The sequence below is a fragment of the Alteromonas sp. DYW1 genome (genome assembly GCF_059752595.1).
Genome location: NZ_CM186038.1, coordinates 1,404,583 through 1,423,235 on the forward strand (window position 1 = coordinate 1,404,583; position 18,653 = coordinate 1,423,235).

Annotated in this window: 14 protein-coding genes; 8 read left to right on the forward strand and 6 right to left on the reverse strand. The window is 44.7% G+C overall.

What is annotated here, in order from left to right; translation table 11 throughout:
- Positions 1 to 31 precede the first annotated feature (31 nt).
- Positions 32 to 868, forward strand: coding sequence for an HDOD domain-containing protein (locus tag AC121Z_RS06280; RefSeq protein WP_498127468.1), 837 nt, complete (start codon positions 32 to 34; stop codon positions 866 to 868).
- 118 nt (positions 869 to 986) lie between these two features.
- Here AC121Z_RS06280 and AC121Z_RS06285 read toward each other — a convergent pair whose 3' ends face one another.
- Positions 987 to 1,895: a GAF domain-containing protein gene (locus AC121Z_RS06285; RefSeq protein WP_498127469.1), complete on the reverse strand. Its 909-nt coding sequence runs from the start codon at positions 1,893 to 1,895 to the stop codon at positions 987 to 989.
- Between the two features lie 264 nt (positions 1,896 to 2,159).
- Here AC121Z_RS06285 and AC121Z_RS06290 point away from each other — a divergent pair, with 264 nt between their 5' ends.
- From AC121Z_RS06290 to AC121Z_RS06305, 4 genes are all read left to right on the forward strand, one after another.
- Positions 2,160 to 3,344 carry a trypsin-like serine protease gene (locus tag AC121Z_RS06290; protein ID WP_498127471.1) on the forward strand — a complete coding sequence of 395 codons (1,185 nt, stop codon included), beginning with the start codon at positions 2,160 to 2,162 and terminating at the stop codon, positions 3,342 to 3,344.
- Between the two features lie 323 nt (positions 3,345 to 3,667).
- Positions 3,668 to 3,865: a hypothetical protein gene (locus tag AC121Z_RS06295; protein ID WP_498127472.1), complete on the forward strand. Its 198-nt coding sequence runs from the start codon at positions 3,668 to 3,670 to the stop codon at positions 3,863 to 3,865.
- Between the two features lie 3 nt (positions 3,866 to 3,868).
- On the forward strand, positions 3,869 to 4,369 hold the full coding sequence (locus AC121Z_RS06300; protein ID WP_498127473.1) for a hypothetical protein: 501 nt from the start codon (positions 3,869 to 3,871) through the stop codon (positions 4,367 to 4,369).
- Positions 4,370 to 4,396: 27 nt separating this feature from the next.
- Positions 4,397 to 5,647, forward strand: a complete 1,251-nt coding sequence (locus tag AC121Z_RS06305; RefSeq protein WP_498127475.1) for a multifunctional CCA addition/repair protein — start codon at positions 4,397 to 4,399, stop codon at positions 5,645 to 5,647.
- Here the strand turns inward: AC121Z_RS06305 and AC121Z_RS06310 are convergent.
- Both AC121Z_RS06310 and AC121Z_RS06315 read right to left on the reverse strand, forming a co-directional pair.
- Positions 5,633 to 6,835, reverse strand: coding sequence for a tetratricopeptide repeat protein (locus AC121Z_RS06310; protein WP_498127477.1), 1,203 nt, complete (start codon positions 6,833 to 6,835; stop codon positions 5,633 to 5,635). The two genes, AC121Z_RS06305 and AC121Z_RS06310, sit on opposite strands and share 15 nt — an antisense overlap.
- On the reverse strand, positions 6,836 to 7,255 hold the full coding sequence (locus AC121Z_RS06315) for a hypothetical protein (protein WP_498127479.1): 420 nt from the start codon (positions 7,253 to 7,255) through the stop codon (positions 6,836 to 6,838). It abuts the gene before it with no gap.
- Positions 7,256 to 7,575: 320 nt separating this feature from the next.
- Here AC121Z_RS06315 and AC121Z_RS06320 point away from each other — a divergent pair, with 320 nt between their 5' ends.
- Both AC121Z_RS06320 and AC121Z_RS06325 read left to right on the forward strand, forming a co-directional pair.
- Positions 7,576 to 10,518 (forward strand): TonB-dependent receptor, encoded by a 2,943-nt coding sequence (locus tag AC121Z_RS06320; protein WP_498127481.1) that lies wholly within the window; start codon positions 7,576 to 7,578, stop codon positions 10,516 to 10,518.
- Between the two features lie 119 nt (positions 10,519 to 10,637).
- Positions 10,638 to 12,128 carry a tryptophan halogenase family protein gene (locus tag AC121Z_RS06325; RefSeq protein ID WP_498127483.1) on the forward strand — a complete coding sequence of 497 codons (1,491 nt, stop codon included), beginning with the start codon at positions 10,638 to 10,640 and terminating at the stop codon, positions 12,126 to 12,128.
- Here the strand turns inward: AC121Z_RS06325 and AC121Z_RS06330 are convergent.
- Positions 12,125 to 13,813 carry a glycoside hydrolase family 13 protein gene (locus tag AC121Z_RS06330; protein WP_498127484.1) on the reverse strand — a complete coding sequence of 563 codons (1,689 nt, stop codon included), beginning with the start codon at positions 13,811 to 13,813 and terminating at the stop codon, positions 12,125 to 12,127. The two genes, AC121Z_RS06325 and AC121Z_RS06330, sit on opposite strands and share 4 nt — an antisense overlap.
- A gap of 16 nt (positions 13,814 to 13,829) precedes the next feature.
- Positions 13,830 to 15,203 carry an MFS transporter gene (locus tag AC121Z_RS06335; protein WP_498127485.1) on the reverse strand — a complete coding sequence of 458 codons (1,374 nt, stop codon included), beginning with the start codon at positions 15,201 to 15,203 and terminating at the stop codon, positions 13,830 to 13,832.
- Positions 15,204 to 15,682: 479 nt separating this feature from the next.
- Between AC121Z_RS06335 and AC121Z_RS06340 the strand changes: the two genes are divergently transcribed.
- Positions 15,683 to 16,705 (forward strand): LacI family DNA-binding transcriptional regulator, encoded by a 1,023-nt coding sequence (locus AC121Z_RS06340; protein ID WP_498127487.1) that lies wholly within the window; start codon positions 15,683 to 15,685, stop codon positions 16,703 to 16,705.
- Positions 16,706 to 16,718: 13 nt separating this feature from the next.
- On the opposite strand, the gene AC121Z_RS06345 is transcribed toward AC121Z_RS06340, so the two are convergent.
- Positions 16,719 to 18,650 carry an amylosucrase gene (locus AC121Z_RS06345; protein WP_498127488.1) on the reverse strand — a complete coding sequence of 644 codons (1,932 nt, stop codon included), beginning with the start codon at positions 18,648 to 18,650 and terminating at the stop codon, positions 16,719 to 16,721.
- Positions 18,651 to 18,653: the final 3 nt, after the last annotated feature.

Sequence of the window (18,653 nt, forward strand, 5' to 3'; positions counted from 1 at the left end):
GCACAAGAAGTAAAAGATTGATGATATCTCTGTGGAATCTGAAAACGCCTTATTGCAAACGCTAGTTGATAAAATTAACAACGACACTTTGGTGCTGCCAACTCTGCCAGCGATCGCCATGCGGGTGCGTGAGACGGCGCAAGATCCAGATGTTAATTTGCATAAAATGGCTGACGTTATCGCGTTGGATCCGTCACTCAGTGCTCGCATCATCAAATTAGCCAATAGTGTATTGTACGCCCGTAACGTCAAGGCCGAAACGGTAACGCAAGCTGTCAATCGTATTGGTTTAGTGCAGATCAAAAATAACGCCATGGCACTTGCAATGGAACAGCTCTTTCTGAGCACTAACCCATTGATTAAGCAGTACTTAGATCAGGTTTGGGAGCGCACGGTCAATGTGGTTGCGCATGCGCTAGCCGTGTTTGAATTATTTAAACGGCAAAAGAGTAAGATTGCGTTAGACACCGATGTGATGACGCTTGCATTATTGCTGCACAATATTGGAGTCCTACCTATTTTGACGGAGGCAGAGCGCTTAGGTACAGGAGCCATAAGCCCAGCCTTTTTGAATCAAGCCATACAAAAATTATCTGGGCGTATTGGCGGTGCGATTACGCGAGAATGGGATTTCGACGAGGGTGTGGTGCAGGTTGCAGAACACTGGCGCAATCTCAAGGTACAAAACACAGCAGTAAGCTATTTAGATTTTGTGAGGATTGGAGCTGTCGCCGCCGGGTATTTACAGAGCCGAAAAGAAGCGATACTCACAATCAGTTTTAACAAGCAGATAATAGCCTCTGCTGATGAGATTGAGAGTGAAGACTTTCTCCAGTTAGTTGAAGAGAAAAAAGCACTATTCACATAAGCAACTATCAGTGCGTTCTTACATTTGCGCTCTTGTTTATTCCATTAATGCAAAAAATGAAATGCTGCGGACTGTGTTAACGCTTTAAATTTAAGGCGTTTACTCGCCAATTTGGAGGTTACGATACTGAGGAAAAGGCAGATAATATTAAACTGTTGAGGTCTTCTGAAGGTGCTGCTGTGGTAGAGCCCAAAAGCAGCTCAAACCGGTGTTCCAGCCCTAATTCGGTTAATTCATTCTCTAGGTGCAATTTCAACCGCTTAATAATCTGGTCAATACTACTTTCATCGGCGTTAGAACAGAGTGCTACAAAGCTATATTTTTCATACCGACCAACAACATCTGAACCGCGCATCGATTGACGGAAGGTCGAGCCTACCGTGTGCATGAGACTTTGATACACCTTTTTCTCATTGAATTCGTCAATATGCCCAGCGACGTGAAAGAAAACTAACGAGACAGGAATTTGATGCTGTACGGCATATTGCATAGTGATATTGCCCAACTCGAGAAAGGCTTCTTTATTAGATATTCCTGTCTCTGCATCGATTGATGGAGATGCTGAGATAATCAATTCTTGTTCTACGAGCGTTGATAATTCGCGTAATACATCCTGTTCATCGAGGGTTAGATTTCGTGCACGTTGATCAATTAAACACAGCGTACCTAACTTACTCCCATTGGGATGTGTGAGTGGCTGTCCAGCGTAAAAACGAATATGAGGTTCACCCATGACTAAAGGATTGTTTACGAACCGTGGATCATTTAACGCATCTGGGACAATAAGTGCTTGGTCTTGTTGTATCGCATGTGTGCAAAAGGAAATATCGCGAGGGGTTTCATCAACCTCTAATCCAACCTTGGACTTAAACCATTGTCGGTTTTCATCAATCAAGCTAACTAGCACTGTTGGCATATCCAAAAGATTACTTGCAAACTGAGTGATCCGGTCAAACCGTTCTTCTGGTGGCGTATCGAGTACGCTTAACGCTTGCAATGTTTTTAACCTTTCTTTTTCTTTTAGCATTGTAAAAGTCCGCAAGTTGCTAATCCGATTGTTTTCTGTGTCCATTAACCGCTGTCAGCCGATTAGTACGACAAAGATGGTCTTAAGGCTCATTCTATGACGAATTCATTTGACTCATCCTCTTACTATAGTCTCGCTAAATCCTTTTTGCGATTTACGGTGAAGCCATATAGTATTTTTCTGGTTGTTTAAATGACAACCAACGACAACAAAATAAACACGAGTATTTCACCAAGCATGAAATACAGATTAAGGAAGTAAAATATGAAAAAGTTAGTGAAGTCTTTACTAATGACGACAGTAGCGAGTGCAGTAAGCCTTGGCGTATCTGCAACCGAAATTCTTGATGATATTGAAAATGCGCCGAATCTAATCACGGTAGGAGCACCTGACGATCCGTTATATGCGAATGCGGGAGAGAATTTACGTAATGGCGTAGGTTCTATATTTATCCAATTTAGCGATGGTGGTGGCTTTATTTGTACCGCAAGTGCGATTAGTAAAACCCACATTTTGACGGCGGCTCACTGTGTTAGAAATGCGGGGTCAACCCTAACGCGCCTGCGCTTTGTATTGACCGCTGGACTTGAGCAGCCAATGATTATTGATGCAAGTTCATTTGCCGTGCATCCTTTCTACGATATTTTGAATCCATTCCTTGGCGCATTCGCTCATGGTGATATCGCGGTGGTTGAACTTGCCCAGCCACTTCCTGATGAAATTGAAACTTATGAGCTTTATCGTACACCCGACGAATTTGGCTCTGAAACACGTCATTATGGCCATGGACGTTCAGGCAAGGGCAACAAAGGGGCAACCGGAGATGCAGACTTTTTCTATGCTAGAACGGGTTTAAATCAGTATGAGCAAGTACTAGAACCTTTCTTGGGAACCGGTATTGACGATCAGCTTCTACACGATTTTGATAGCGGTGGTAGCAAACATAACGCGATGGAATGGTGGTTCTCTTCCGATTTCCGCTGTAGTCGTGAGAATGAAAACAATCCGGGGCAGGCGCGCGATGGTAAATGCTCTTCGCATAAAGATGGTAGTTACCCTGATTTCAAAGGTTACGGTGAGTTTGAAACTGGTGTAGCGCCGGGTGATTCGGGCGGTCCAGGCTTCATTAACGGTAAAATCGCCGGGGTGCACTCGTTTGGATTTACCCATGGTTGTGACAACATTGCTAAAGGTACCGATTTTACCTGTGGTCTAGATAGTTCGTATGGTGAGATGTCAGGTGATACCCGCGTTTCTTATCACGCAGATTGGGTTGATGCGGTTGTTGCTGGGGTTGTGTCTTCGACTACTATTCCTGAAGTCGCAGCAACTCAAGGAAAGGGTAATGCGCCAGCCACTGACGTAGCAGAGCGTGTAGGTGAGCGAGCTCAGTTTTTTGTTGAGAATGTAGTTTCTGCACATATGAAGGGCAAAGCGAAAGTTCAATAAACGATTCGTTTTCTTCGGAATAGTAGTACTCAGTAAAGCCGATGGTTGATTGCCATCGGCTTTTTTGTTTTCGAAGCAAAGGCAAATTTTTACTGGCTTAACCTGTCCACTCGGCGTTAATAATGGCTACTGTTTATGGTTCTGTAAGGCGCATATTGGCTACATGCCATGCGGTGCTCTTGTGCTTTAAACATTGAATTTCAATGCTAATACGCTATAGTCGAGGGTAGTTAAAACCTGTACTTTCGGACAGGCGAAGTTGGCCACATAAGTTCTGTATTCTTTAAGCGCACATCAATGGTGATGAGCTAAAAGGAGAATTTATGAAAGCCAATAAACTTATGGTCGTTGCTGCGTTAGCCGTTGTCGCAGGTGTTTCTCACGCTGTTGTTACCCAACCACAGCCAATTGTCGTCAAGGAATCAAAGGAGTTTGTGGACGTTTGTAAGCTATTTCCAGAGCGGTGCAGTGAAGAATCAGATGGCATGGGAAATGGCGGTGGAAACGAACCACCTATGTAACGTGTGGACATATTCGTTGTAAGAGACTTTATCCAACAGTTTGGGCTTTACCTGCAAGTAATGGCATGTTTAGCCTACATTCTTAATTTCCGGCGCGCAGATACATTCGTTTACCTGTGCGTTGGTATTTTATTACTGACTCCAGCTCACTATGTGTATGAGCAGTATTTACTTGATCTTGCATTAAACCCTGAAAATCAGGAGTTTGTGCGTAATGCTTGGTACCTTGGTTTTGCGATCACAGATATTGCATTTGTAGCGATAGTGGTATTGCTGGCACGAAAGTGTCAATTGAAGTTTGACGTAGCGTCCAAAATTCTCGCCTATAGCTTCGTTAGCTTGGCCTTTATTCAGTTGTTTCGTTATGTTGATCGGATCCTGCTAGAAACTGACATGTTGGGTTGGTTCTATCGCACCTCAGTACCGACGATTAATATTGGCGTTACCGTACTCATTGTCGTATTTACGCTGGGGATGATCGCTGCTGACGGAAGGAGCGATTAAGCCGTCGAGATCGCGGCTGTTTACCTAATGTCAGCGACTAAATCTTTATTCCCTCAAGAACTCAATGACCACGTTTACTTGGTCGGTGGAGCTGTCAGAGATAAATTACTCGGGCTCACTCCGAAAGATCACGACTATGTTGTGGTGGGTAAAACTCCAGAACAAATGGAAGCGCTCGGATTTATCTCCGTGGGCGCTGATTTTCCCGTGTTTTTGCATCCGCAAAGCAAACAGGAATTTGCCTTAGCGCGCACTGAACGGAAACAAGGTAGAGGGTACAAAGGATTTATTGTTGATGCGAATGCCAGCGTTACTTTAGAGCAGGACCTCGCGCGCCGCGACCTTACCATTAATGCAATGGCAATGACCGGCGACGGCGTATTAATCGACCCCTATGGAGGCAAGAGAGACCTGCAGGAAAAGCTGTTACGGCACACGACACAGGCCTTTTCAGAAGACCCGGTACGAGTATTACGGCTTGCCAGATTTTACGCGAGGTTTGGTGAAGGTTGGCGCATTCATGCTTCAACGCAAAACCTTATTGCAACAATGCAAGCAAGTGGTGAACTGGATTTTCTAGTTGCAGAGCGTGTTTGGGCAGAAACTGAAAAGGCTCTATCTGAACCACACCCACAATTGTATTTCAATGCCTTAATGGGCTTGGGGATTTTTTCTGAGATTGAAGCCATGCAGGGCGTTGAACAACCGGCGGAGTATCATCCTGAAGGTGATGTGCTAACACACACAATGTTAGCATTGAAGCGCGCAGCCGAGCTTGAGTGTGACGTAGCAACCCGCTTTGCTGTCGTTATGCATGATTTTGGTAAGTCTGTTTGCTTCGCGCGAAATGGAAATTTAAGCGGCCATGAAGCCGCAGGCGTAGAGGTGATTAAAGGGTTTTGTCAGCGTTGGCGAGTCCCGAATAAATACCGAGATCTGGCGTGTCTGACTAGCCAATGGCACACCCATTGTCATCGGATTACACAATTAAAACCGCAAACGTTGTATAACTTTCTTATCCAAGGAATGGATGCTGTGAAACAACCATTACGGTTTGAACAGTTCTTGATGGCATGTCAGTGTGATGCGCAGGGGCGCGGGCCAACGTTGAAGAATAAGGCCTATACACAAGCTGACTTTGCGCGCCGCTTGGCTCAGCATATGGCTGCTTTTGACCCATCTGCTGCGGCTAAATCAGCCATAGCTGCAGGTTTATCTGGCGCCCAAATAGGTGAATCTGTGCGCCATGCAGAACTTGAACATTTAAAGGCTTTTTAGGGCGTTTGATGACGCCTGGTCTGCAAGTATATTGCAAGACTCATTGGCACCTTCGGCAAGCATTGATTGATGTGAGGCGTAAAATTCACTAAGCAGCTGCCATTGTGCAGGCACTACATAATGAAGCATGGATGATTTAGGTGTCCCCCCACTATTTATCCATTTTAAAACCGCACACTTTCGCATTTCTTGGCGATTGTCTTGAGCCGCAGCAATTGCTTGAATAGACCAATTCCACGTGCTTTGCGGATAAATTTGGGCGACAAAACGGGAGTTTTCGATAGCTTTTTTCCATTGTTTTTCTTGTAAATAGATAAGACCAATGTTTTCTAATGCCGAAGCCAATTCAGCATCGTTGATTGATAAATTTACGGCTTTTTCAAAGTCGCGACGGGCATGTTCTATTTCGCCCATATGCAATAGCACTAGTCCTCGACGCCGATAAACCGTTGGGTAACGTTCACCAATTGCAATTGCAGACTTATAATCGGCTAGGGCTTTATAAAGGTTTTTTTCAACATTGGTTAGCCTAACCCAAGTAAGCCCTCTATCGACCAGCACACCATAGCGTATACTGTCATCAGAACTCGTCACTAATTGATTGAAAATCTCTAGTGCCTGATCAAATTGCTTGCTATCAAGCATGACTCGGCCTAAGCCCCAAGTTGCGAGAGCTTGGGTCGCTTGCGTTTGACGGGCTTTCTCGAACTCGCGTGTGGCAGCTGCAAAATCTTTGTTTTCGAGAAAATGAATACCTTGTAGCAAATGTGATGAACCGGAATCCGAGTGGTCCTCAAGTGAAGTTTGCATTACACGTAATTCTTCACTATTTAAGGGCGCTTTTTGTAGGTATTTCTCAGCGACATATAACGCTTTGTCTAGCGAACTGCTGGTCAGCGCTAAGGCTTCAAACGATTGTTTAAATTGACTCATGTCATTAAACGAAGCTTGTGTACGTAGCTTGAAAGACTCACTTTCAGACTGTAATTGCTCTGTTTGCTGTCTCAGTTCCTGCATTTCTAAGCGCAGTGCGTTAAGCTCTTCGCGATTGGTAGAATACTCGAGAGCTGCGTAGTAAAAGGCTGTTGCAATTGCTAAAACGATGAGTAGCGCAGCGGTGAATGTGAGTTTTGCTCTACGTCGACTTTCCTCTAAATGAGCGACTGCTGCTTCTATATCCTTATGCATTTATTCAGCTCCTTTGGCTGCTTTGACTATATTTGTGGTTTTGTCGCAGAATTGAAGAAAAGTTTTAATTGCGTCTCCACCACAGGAGACCTCAGATATACTTTCTAGAAAAACTTGTTTGTCATCGATCACGATTGAACAAATGGTCAGCTTTGAAACACACTTTTCAGATGTGTTTACCACTAAAAATATAAAAATCACGCCGATTAGCATCAACCCAAACAATACGACAAAGAACCAAGGTTCAATTTTGTCTTTAGGGAAAAGGTAAAATGCAGATATGGCAACGCCGATCATTAAGGTAATAATCAGCCCGACTAAGAAACGCCGGTTTTTAAGATTCATATTAATGATATCTAATTTTACCTGCTCATAGCGTTGTGCAATGGTTGCCGCATCCCAGTGCTGGGTGTTGCTCATCAGTCACCTCCATTTCAATTTTGAAAACTGTGCTAACGCATGCTGCCTACTAAAATATAGATTAAATTTTGACCACCGTGTTTTTTTATTATTCAGGTCCGAATGTTGCTGTGCGATTAGTTGATCAGATTTACGCAATACAGTCTAAAGCTAAAACATTTAAGTCAAAATTTTTAATAACTCTCACTATTGCTAAAAATAAAGGGTTTAAAAAGATCTTAAACAATTAAGAAAAAGCTTGATTGGTTAAAAATTGTTAACTAGTATTAACAATATTGTTACACCCACAAACACGTTTTAATCGAGCAAAGGCACACACAATGAGAAAACCAAGCTTATTCAAACCAGCGTTGTTGTCCGTCGCAGTTTCTACTGCATTGTTTTCAGGGCAGGCGTTATCCCAGCAAGCGCAGCAAGAACCATCAGCTGAAGATGTGGAAGTTATTTCAGTCAAAGGTATCCGCGGTTCCTTGATCCGCTCGCAAGCCGTCAAGATGGACAGCAGTTCGATTGTCGAAGCGATCTCTGCAGAAGATATTGGTCAATTGCCGGATTCATCCATTGCTGAATCATTAGCGCGTTTGCCTGGCCTCGCCGGCGAACGAGTCGGGGGGCGTACCTCTGGTATTTCGGTGCGTGGATTTAAAGAAGACTTTACTGGTACCTCACTTAATGGGCGAGAGTTAATTGGTATTGGTGATAACCGTGGCGTGGAATACGACCTGTATCCTTCTGAAATCATGACTGGTGCCACTATCTATAAGAGTATGGATGCCACGCTATTAGTACAGGGCATTGGTGGTACAGTGGACTTACAAACCGTGCGTCCTTTGCAAGCTCAAGAAACCTTAACTCTCAACGGATTATATGAACAAACCGGTAATGATTCTGATAACCCCGAGTTTGATAACAAAGGTCATCGATTTGCCCTTTCTTTTATCGAGAAGTTTGCTGACGACACAGTTGGGCTAGCGGTTTCGTTAGCCACCACTGAATCACCCAATAATCAACAAAAATACGGGGTATGGGGCTATTCAGAAAATGACGCAGGGCAGATATTGCCTACTGGTTTAGATACTCAAGCCATCAGTACAGAACTAAAACGTGACACTGTTTCTGCAATATTGCAGTGGCGTCCCACTGAGAAAGTCGACATCGTCTTTGATTATCTCAATATCGATTATTCTGACTCGGGAGTCCTGCGCGGATTTATTGAACCTTTCGTGGTCGACCAAAGCAGTTTGCAAGGCACTGGCGCAAATGTAACGGGCACGCAAATTGAAGCAAATCCTGTGTTGCGTACTGATCCACTGCAAAAAGAAGGTGACCTGCAAGTCTTTGGGGTCAATTTAGAATATGCACTGAATGATGATTGGACGGTTACACTTGATGCCGCTCGAAGTGAATCAAGCAAGCGTGATCAACGGGCAGAATCTTATGCAGGCTTGGCACGTTCAGGCACGCTTTCAGCTGATCAGCTCGGCACACGACAATTTGTAATGAGCCCAGACGGGATCTTCTTTACGGGTTCCAGTGGTTTAAATGCTTTTTCAGATCCAGCCTTACTGCAATTAACTGGACCACAGGTGTGGGGTGGTGGCTTGGCCAACTTGGCCGATCAGTTTACAACCGATTTGTTACGTCCAAATGGTGACCCGTATACGTATCTAAATGCGCAGGATGGTTTTAACAACTTCGCGGACTTTGAAGAGGAATTAACCACTATTCGCTTAGAAGCAGATACCTTTTTAGAAGGCGATTTCTTCACTCACGTTACCTTTGGGGTTAACTATAGTGACCGTTACAAAGATAAGGTGAATAAAGGTTTCTTTGCTACCGCCGCGTCTTATTTTAACGATACCCAACCCAATTCTGCTGCAATACCTAACAATTACATTTTTGGCTTGGCCGATTTATCTTGGGCAGGGTTTGGCCAGGTTGTTGCGTATGATGGATTTGCACCCTATAACGATGGTACCTATGTGCTCAATGATGCGGGTTTCTTAGAGCCTGACCGTCTGGGAGACACCTACACCGTAGACGAAGAAGTGCTTACGCTATATGTAAAAGCAGACTTTAGTACTGAACTAATGGGTAAGCCGCTAACGGGTAATATAGGTTTACAATACGTTGATACAGACCAACAGTCGACCGGTTACATTGGTATCGTTGGACCAAATTTCGCGGTGTGTGACGATAACAACGATGGGGTTATTGATACCGATTGTGAGCGCAGTGCTGGTGCTTCATACAGCCATACGCTACCGAGCTTGAACGTGAGTTGGGAAGTTGGCGACAGTCAGTTCGTACGTTTCGCCGCCAATAAATCTATCAGTCGTGCGCGAATCGACCAAATGCAAGCCTCTGCATTCGTAAAGTTCGACCAAAATATCCAGTTCATTACGATCCCAAACTCCGTAGAAGCGGTGCAGCAATTCGGATCACCATGGTCTAAAGCGGGTGGGAATCCTGAACTACGTCCGCTGGAGGCCAATAACTTTGATCTTTCATATGAGTATTATTTCGCTGAAGAAGGATATTTATCTGCCGCGTTCTTCTACAAAGATCTTGTGAACTGGACATTGGACGCGCAAACGTTGATCGATTTCACCAACGATCCCAATAACGAAGGTGCTAACTACTTTATTCCTGGCTTCCATGATCGTGTCATTGATGTTGCGGGTTTTTATGGCCCGGGCGGTGGCACGTTCTTTGACGCAGGTGATTTAGCAACGCCGCCAGACTTCGGCACTGAGTCTTCGTTCCAAGATGGCAACGAAGGCAGTGTAGAAGGCTTTGAATTAACGGCAAACGTGCCTTTACGTGTAGTTTCCGATGCGTTAGATGGATTTGGCTTTGCCGCATCAGCGACCTTTATCGATGCAGAACTAGACAATGGCTCACGGATCCCAGGTCAGTCTGACGAAACCTTCTCATTTACCGCATACTACGAGATGAATGGTTTTGAAATTCGTGTAGCGGCGACTGATCGCTCAGACTTCCTCACTTATGAGAGAGGTGGTTCGAACAAGATTGCTGAAGCAACTCGCGAAGGCGTTACGCTAGTTGATGCACAAATCAGTTACGACTTTGCAGATAACACTGATATTGAATGGCTGCAAGGCCTGCGTATTTCATTACAGGGCACGAACCTAACAGATGTAGATGAAGAAACAAGCGATAATAGCTTCCCTGGTATTGTCCGTCAGCGTCGTTCATTCGGCCCGGCTTACTTGTTAAACTTTAACTACTCATTCTATTAACTCGAGTCCCGTGGAAGACCTCTTAAGCTAAGCCCTTGGGTTTAGCTTTTGAGGTCTTTTTTACTTTTGCTTACACGCGCTTTAAAGTATCAAGTGATAATGTCAGAACGGTTTTATTAATGCACAATTCAGTTCGAAAAGTAGTCATTGCTGGTGGTGGTACCGCGGGTTGGATGACAGCAGCATTGCTGCGTAAAGTATTACCAAAGAATATCGAAATCCAACTGATTGAATCGGAGTCGATCGGAATTGTTGGGGTAGGAGAGGCGACGATTCCACCGCTTCAAATATTTAACCAAACCTTAGGCATTGATGAAAAGGATTTTCTTAGAGCCACCAACGGGACAATTAAACTCGCAATTAAATTTGAGAACTGGCGTGTGCCCGGCGAGAGTTACTTCCATACTTTCGGGGCACCGGGCGCGACCATTGGTTTTTGCAGCTTCCATCACTATTGGCTAAAAGCAAAGCAACTCGGATTGAATGATTCATTGTGGGACTTCGACCTTAATTATTTGAGCGCGCAGCAGGGCGTATTTAATAAAGTCAATACTCAGAATCCGGTGTATGACGTACCTTATGCATATCATTTCGATTCCGGCTTATATGGTCTGTTTTTGCGTAAAATGGCAGAGGAAAATGGGGTTAAGCGCACGGAAGGGATCATCGATCGTGTCGAACAAGATCCGCAAACGGGCTTTATCAAGGCGTTGCACTTACAAGGTCAAACGCGCATAGACGGTGATTTGTTCATAGACTGTACGGGTTTTCGTGGTCTTCTGATCAAGCAGGCGCTGGGTGTAGAGTACGACGATTACAGTGAACTTCTACCCGCTGATAGCGCACTAGCAGTGCCAAGTGAGCGGTTTGCATCGACGCTGCCTTATACGCGCAGCATTGCGCATGCTTGTGGATGGCAATGGCGGATCCCACTGACCCATCGCAACGGCAACGGTATCGTATATAGCTCAAAATTCACGACAGACGCGCAGGCTGAACAAACGCTAATGCAAAATCTTGACAGTAAAGCCCTCGATGAACCGCGTAAGATTACATTTACCACCGGTCGCACACGCAAACAATGGAATAAAAACGTAATTGCTATCGGCTTAAGTAGCGGCTTTTTGGAGCCATTAGAAAGCACCAGTATTCACTTGATCCAGTCAGGTATTGTGCGACTGATGAAAATGTTCCCTAATCAGAGCATTTCATCGGCCATGATAGACTTGTATAACGAAGAGTCGCAACAGGAATTCGAAACCATTCGTGACTTTATCATTTTGCATTATTACGTAAATGAAAGGCAGGATTCAGACTTCTGGCGTTACATGCGTGAACTCAATATCCCAACTAGACTGCACAGTAAGATAGAAGCGTTTAAAGCGTCTGCTGCCATCTTTAACGAGCAGAACGATATTTTCCGCGATGCGTCGTGGGTTCAAGTCATGCTGGGCCAGGGTATTATGCCGCAGGATTACCATCCAACGGTCGACGCGTTGGCTGAGCAGGAGTTATTTGGCATTTTGGGGAAGATTCGCTCAGCGAAACAAGGGCCACTGCAAAAAATGCTGGCCCATGATGAGTTCCTGCAACGCTTTACAACAGATTAATCAATCCTAAGAATGAGTGCTTGGTAGGGGGCTAATTCTAGGCTTCCCTCATTTAGTTCTACAGTAGGGTAGTTATTAATTAAAACCTCTGACGTCTCTGTTATGCTCGTAATTGAACAGGTTTGCGTAACTTCAGAGAAGTTCAGCAGCACTAATAACCTGTCATTTTCCAACGTTCGAGTGTATGCATAAATGGCCGGATCCTCAGGCAACAGCAGATGGTAATCTCCATAGATTAACGCGAGTTCTGATCTTCTCAGTGCAGCCATACGGCGGAAAAAGTGTAGTTCGGAATTGGGCTGTTGCTCTTGTGCCGCCACGTTGACTTCAAGGTAATTAGGGTTCACCGCAAGCCACGGGGAGCCAGAAGTAAAGCCAGCATTATCAGTTGTGTCCCATTGCATCGGGGTTCTGGCATTATCGCGCGCGGTTATCTTATGCGATTCCAGCAATGCTTGAGTGTCACCGCCTTCAGCTTGTGTGAGGTAATACCAATTGATCGTCATTAAGTCTTGGTAACTCTCGATATCGTCGAACTTGATATTAGTCATACCAATTTCGTCGCCCATATAATAGTAGGGGGTTCCTCGCATCGATAATAAAAACGCGGTTAACATTTTCGACGCAATGGCACGCCAGCGAGGCTCATCACTGGCCCAGCGCGAGACCATGCGGGGGAAATCGTGGTTGCCTAGATAGATAGTATTCCAGCCATGTTCTGCAAAAACCTCATCCCACTCAGTCAGGACTTGTTTAAATTTAACCAGATTCTGGAAATCATCATTTAAAATATAGCGTGCTCCAACCCCAATCGCTTGATGGTCGAAATGGTAGTTCATGTTAAGTTCATTGCGGCGCTCATCAACCAATGCCAGTACATTATCTGGCTTGGTGCCAGGTCCTTCAGCGACAGTCATAATGTCATAATGGCGTAGGACCTGTTCGTTCATTTCTTGCAGATAGCGATGCAGGTTTGGTCCTTGAGCATAGATGTCGATCATATTCTGCCCTTGATACTCGGGCGGAAACTCTGGATACCCGGGGTGTTTGGATATGAATGTGATCACGTCCATACGAAACCCATCAATGCCTTTTTTAAACCAAAAGTGCATCATGTCGTAGATTTCTTGACGTAGTTTGGGATTTTCCCAGTTGAGATCGGGTTGTTTTTCGGAAAAATAATGCAAATAGTAGGCATCGGTATGCGCATCGTATTTCCAAGCCGAGCCTTGTTTATCAAAATAGCTCCAGCGTGCTGGTGGCGTGCCTTGTTCTGCTGGCCACCAGTGGTAATAGTCGCGGTAAGGATTATCTCGACTGCTACGTGAGGCTTCAAACCAAGGATGCTCGTCACTTGAGTGATTGACAACCAGATCCATCACTAGCCTGATATTGCGATCATGCATCCCTTGGAGTAGTTCGTTAAAGTCTTCCATGTCGCCAAACTCAGCCATAATGCGCTGGTAATCGGCGATATCATAACCATTATCATCATTCGGTGAATGATAAATCGGGTTGAGCCAGACTACGTCAATACCTAAACTGGCGATGTAGTCTAACCGATTTATGATCCCCCGTAAGTCGCCGATCCCATCACCATTACTATCCTGAAAGCTGCGTGGATAGATCTGATAGACGATCGCTTCTTTCCACCATACACGCTGCAAATTACTTCGATTAGTCACATTGAGTACCTGTCAGTTAGCGTTCGGTCATGGTTCGAGCGTTGGTTTCAGATTCTAATACCTCACCGGTATCTACCTGATGCAGATTATCGCGTAATCGCGTTGCACAAAGTGCAGCAAGAATAAGGCAAACACCGCATAAAACGAGTGCGTTTCGCGGATCTGATTGCAGTAGAGAGTCATAGTAAAAACCGATGGTGGTCATGCTAATAATTTGTGGTAAACAAATGAACGCATTAAGCAGGCCCATATAGATACCCATTTGCGCGCGATCTACCACATCCGCAGCAATAATAAATGGCATGGTAATAATGCCAGCCCAACCGATACCGACTAACGCCATAGTAAATAGAACCCAATTCAGTGAGTCGGAAAATAGCATAGACACAAAGCCACAACCGCCAATAAGTAGAAACAGAGCATAGGTGTTTTTCTTACCTATCCTGCGGGTAATCGAGGGTACTAAAAATGACAGAATGACTGTGGTTATGTTCATCACCGTAAATGCCAGGCCAACATTCGCAGTACCTTCTGCAAACCCGGGCGAGTCAGGTGTTGGAGCATTAAAGCTATGTCGCGCGATCGACAAGGCTAGATACTGCCACATTAACGGCATGCCATACCATGAAAAGAATTTTACCCACCATAATCGACGAATTTCATCGGGCATATTTTTGACAGCTTTTCCGATATCAGTAATCGCACTTAATAATAGATTTTTGCCCGCGCGGGCTTGCCTGAATGCGACCAAGTCCTCTGGTGGATCTTCTTTGGTTGTTAAGTTGGTCCAAGTGACTGAAATCAGTATTGCTACCACGCCAATAACGAATGAATACTTTACAATGTCAGGTATTGTATTACCGTCGGTAGCCGCTGACACGCCAAATGCCAGCATGATCAGTGGCATTAGCCCAGCCAACATTTGGCCCGCAGCGAGCATGAAGGTTTGCATTGCGTAGCCAACGGTTCGCTGCTGCGTGTTCAACTTATCACCGACCAATGCTCGATAGGGTTCCATTGCGGTATTCATCCCCGCATCTAGAATCCAGAATAGGCCGACTGCCATCCACAAATAAGGCACATAAGGCATAAACATAACTGCGACGCTGGCAACTAATGCACCAATCAAAAAGTAGGGTTTGCGCCGTCCAAAACGTGTCCAAGTACCATCACTCATTGCACCAATTAACGGTTGGATCAGTAAACCTGTGACGGGGCCCGCTAACCACAGGATCGGGAGGCTGGCTTCATCGGCACCGTGGTACCTGAATATAGGGCTTAAATTAGCTTGCTGCAGACCAAAGCCATATTGGATCCCGAAAAAGCCAAAGCTCATATTCCAGATTTGCCAAAACGACATAGAGGGTTTATCGGTGACGCTGCCTGACATTTGAATACCACGCTATTGCAATGGGTCAATCACAAAATGACCGGTTGTAAATATGTTGTTAAGATTAATCTTAAAGGTTTAAGATAAAATGATCCAGTAATTATTTGGTTTTTTTAATAAGGGCTAAGAGGCGTCAAAAGCACTGATGATTAACGCTTAATTTTGTGCCGATTGACGTTGAAAAGTTTTTCTTAGTTTATTGTAAAGCATTGTAAAATATAGCTTTAATGTTTATTTTTTTGTGGGATATGGATCAATATCGTTTGTGCGTAACATGCAATAAAAATGCTTTGGCAGCTTTGCACTGCATGCCAAAACAGATAAGTTTGCATTTTTCAATGCAATTATTGTTTATTGCGCTGATCATCGCTATATTGCTTTTCTAAACGTGTCTTAAAGATTTAAGTTGATTTGGTGTAGGGCGTGTAAAATGCACTGAATCACGTGTCAAAATAGAGGGCTTAGCCATTAAAGCGAAAATGAATCTCAAGCAGGTTGCTCATGCGCTTGGCGTATCTACGGCGACAATATCTAATGCCTTTAATCGGCCGGATCAATTGTCGGCGAAGTTGCGTGAACGAATTTTAAAAGAGTCGGCTAAGTTGGGATATCATGGGCCAAACCTTGCCGCGCGAACATTACGCCGTGGCGCGTCCGATGTTATCGGTGTCATGTTGTCTGATTCACTAAGTTACAGTCTATCGGACCCAGTGGCGAGTCAGTTGTTGCAGGGTATCGCCGATGTGCTGGCAGAAAATAATAAGCATATGCTGTTGTTATCCAGCGATGTGGATAATTCGGAGCAACGGGGCGCAGAGTCTTTACCCGATGGCTTTATTCTTTACGGTACGATTAATGAGGCGACCTACGAACGTATTTTGCGCACTGGCAAACCGATAGTTGTGGTTGATTTCGATGGTGGTACAAGCGCATCAGTTAATATCGATAATCAACAAGGGGCTTACCAAATTGCACGTCTCGCCATTGGATCAAAGGATGAGGTGGCAATCCTTGGTTTGAAGCTTATCGATTCAAATCGTGTATGTCGTTTAACTCAAGAAGATGTTGAACAAGAGTATAAGGAAATATCCAGAGATCGCTTAGCGGGTTTTTTTAAGGCAGCGAAAGAGGCCGGACAGCATATTCCAGCTGATGCAATTTGGAATATTCCTATTAATAATCCAGCTAATGCTGAAATTGCTGCGCGTGAAGCACTAACTAGAAGCCCTCGCCCCAATGTACTGCTGTGTATGAGTGATGTAATCGCATTGTCTGCGATTCGAGTTGCCAAAGGACTAGGTTTACGTGTACCCGAGGATGTTTCAATCACGGGCTTTGACGGGATCCCCGAAGCTGAACGCTCAACGCCACCCCTTTCCACGGTGTGTCAGCAAAGTATTGAAAAGGGCAAACTGGCCGCAACGATGTTGCTTTCTGGTGAAAGCAAGCAAATGGTTTTTGCTACACGGGTAGTGGAACGCGACTCAATTCGGTCGCGTTGAATTGGTGTTTAGTCTAGTACTGAGCGCGCAACCAACTAACCTGATACGGTGCTAAAACCACATCTTGGTCAAAGTATTCGAATTCTACTTCCTGCAGCAAATCTTGTAGATTGCGATGGCCAATGGTCTCCAATACCTTTTTATCAACTCGTTGAGTATGCTCACTGAAATTATGTAATGCGAGTAATTTCTGGTTGTTTTCGTTGTGGCGTAAAAAAGCAAACACATGCGGGTTATTAGTCACCAAAATTTGGGTTTCAGCGACACCTAATATTGGCAACGACTGGCGCAACGCGATAAGTTTTTGCAAGCCCATAAATATACGCTGCTCTGGTCGACCTTCAGCATGCGCGCGAGCTACGGCAGATTCAGTCACCGCAATCCGCTGGACCCAGCGCGCATCATGTTGCTTTGAGACGTCTTGTTGATAAGTGTAATCATTCAGTAAACCGAGCTCATCGCCAGAATACAATAATGGGATCCCACCAATGCCAAAGATAATAGTATGTACCAATAAGATGCGTGCGATGGCATGCTCGATTTGCAATGCATCATTTTGTTCGATTGCTTGTTCTAATCCCGCCAGCGAAGCTAGTGAGCCGCATACACGGCAGTCGCCATTCGACGGGTTTTCGGCAAAAGCGACGCCGTTGGCAAAGCTGCCTTCAAATCGGCCGGTATAAAATTGATTGAGAAAATGGCGGTGGTCATTTGCATTAATACCCAGTTGCCACGCAACTTTGTCATCAAAGGTCCAACCAATATCATCATGACAACGCACATAATTGACCCAGGTACATGCCGGATTAATAGTAAAACTACGGCGCATAGATTCGGTCAGTAAGTGAGTTTTTCTAGTTGCCAGGCTATTCCAAATAAGCGCCATTAATAAAGGGTTATATGACAGTTGGCATTCCTCTGGCGCTATATACTTATTGACCTCATCAGGGTGTACGATGGCTTCGGATTTAAACACAACCGCAGGTGCAACAACGCGTAAACAGCTATTAAATGCCTGAATGAGACGATGGGCGTTGGCTTGGTTTTCACAATTTGTACCCATTTCCTTCCATATGAAGGCGAGTGCATCAAGTCGCAAAGCCTCACAACCGAGGTTAGCGAGAAATAGCATTTCTCCGACAATCGCATTAAACACCGCGGGATTTGAGTAATTTAAATCCCACTGGAAGTTGTTAAATGTGGTCCATACCCATTTACCCGACTCTTCATTCCAAGTGAAATTACCACGTCGCACTTGGGGGAAAATTTCTCTTAAATGTTGCTCGTATTGATCAGGAATAGTGCGATCATCGAACATATAGTAAAACTCTTGATACTCTCGTTCACCGGCTTTGGCTGCGAGGGCCCAGCGATGCTCATCGGAAGTGTGATTAAAGACAAAGTCAAGGACTAGACTAATGCCAACGTCTGCTAATGCTTTGGATAACACTTCGAGATCTTTTACACTGCCCAAGCGGGGGTTTACAGTGCGATAGTCGGAAACTGCATAGCCACCGTCACTGTCACCTTCCGGAGATTTGTATAACGGCATAAGGTGTAAATAGGTGATCCCAAGTGTCTGGAAATATGGAATTTGACGGATGACACCACGTAAGTCGCCAGCAAATAAATCGACATAAAGTGCCATACCCACCATGTTTTCACTGCGATACCATAGTGGAGAATTAAGTCGTTTTTGATCATGCGTTTTAAGTCGACGTGGGCGTTCCGTGTACCCAGCAAGCATAATTTTAAGTAATGCCTGAATATGAAAATAAAAATCGTAGCGATGCCCGTAGATCTGATGAAGCAGGGTGAATAGTTGTGGAAACTCTAAATGCAGACGTGCAACGAAAGTTTTTTGCTGTACTTTTGGTAGTTGCTCCAGATCGAGATCGGAGAGCACCCGCTGAAGTGTTCTTTGACTTTCTAGTTGTAGATCCATAAT

Bases quoted from the DNA above. Each gene is read 5' to 3' on its own strand.
- AC121Z_RS06285 (WP_498127469.1), bottom strand. From the start codon at position 1,895: ATGCTAAAAGAAAAAGAAAGGTTAAAAACATTGCAAGCGTTAAGCGTA.
- AC121Z_RS06290 (WP_498127471.1), top strand. From the start codon at position 2,160: ATGAAAAAGTTAGTGAAGTCTTTACTAATGACGACAGTAGCGAGTGCA.
- AC121Z_RS06295 (WP_498127472.1), top strand. From the start codon at position 3,668: ATGAAAGCCAATAAACTTATGGTCGTTGCTGCGTTAGCCGTTGTCGCA.
- AC121Z_RS06305 (WP_498127475.1), top strand. From the start codon at position 4,397: ATGTCAGCGACTAAATCTTTATTCCCTCAAGAACTCAATGACCACGTT.
- AC121Z_RS06310 (WP_498127477.1), bottom strand. From the start codon at position 6,835: ATGCATAAGGATATAGAAGCAGCAGTCGCTCATTTAGAGGAAAGTCGA.
- AC121Z_RS06315 (WP_498127479.1), bottom strand. From the start codon at position 7,255: ATGAGCAACACCCAGCACTGGGATGCGGCAACCATTGCACAACGCTAT.
- AC121Z_RS06320 (WP_498127481.1), top strand. From the start codon at position 7,576: ATGAGAAAACCAAGCTTATTCAAACCAGCGTTGTTGTCCGTCGCAGTT.
- AC121Z_RS06325 (WP_498127483.1), top strand. From the start codon at position 10,638: ATGCACAATTCAGTTCGAAAAGTAGTCATTGCTGGTGGTGGTACCGCG.
- AC121Z_RS06335 (WP_498127485.1), bottom strand. From the start codon at position 15,203: ATGTCAGGCAGCGTCACCGATAAACCCTCTATGTCGTTTTGGCAAATC.
- AC121Z_RS06340 (WP_498127487.1), top strand. From the start codon at position 15,683: ATGAATCTCAAGCAGGTTGCTCATGCGCTTGGCGTATCTACGGCGACA.
- AC121Z_RS06345 (WP_498127488.1), bottom strand. From the start codon at position 18,650: ATGGATCTACAACTAGAAAGTCAAAGAACACTTCAGCGGGTGCTCTCC.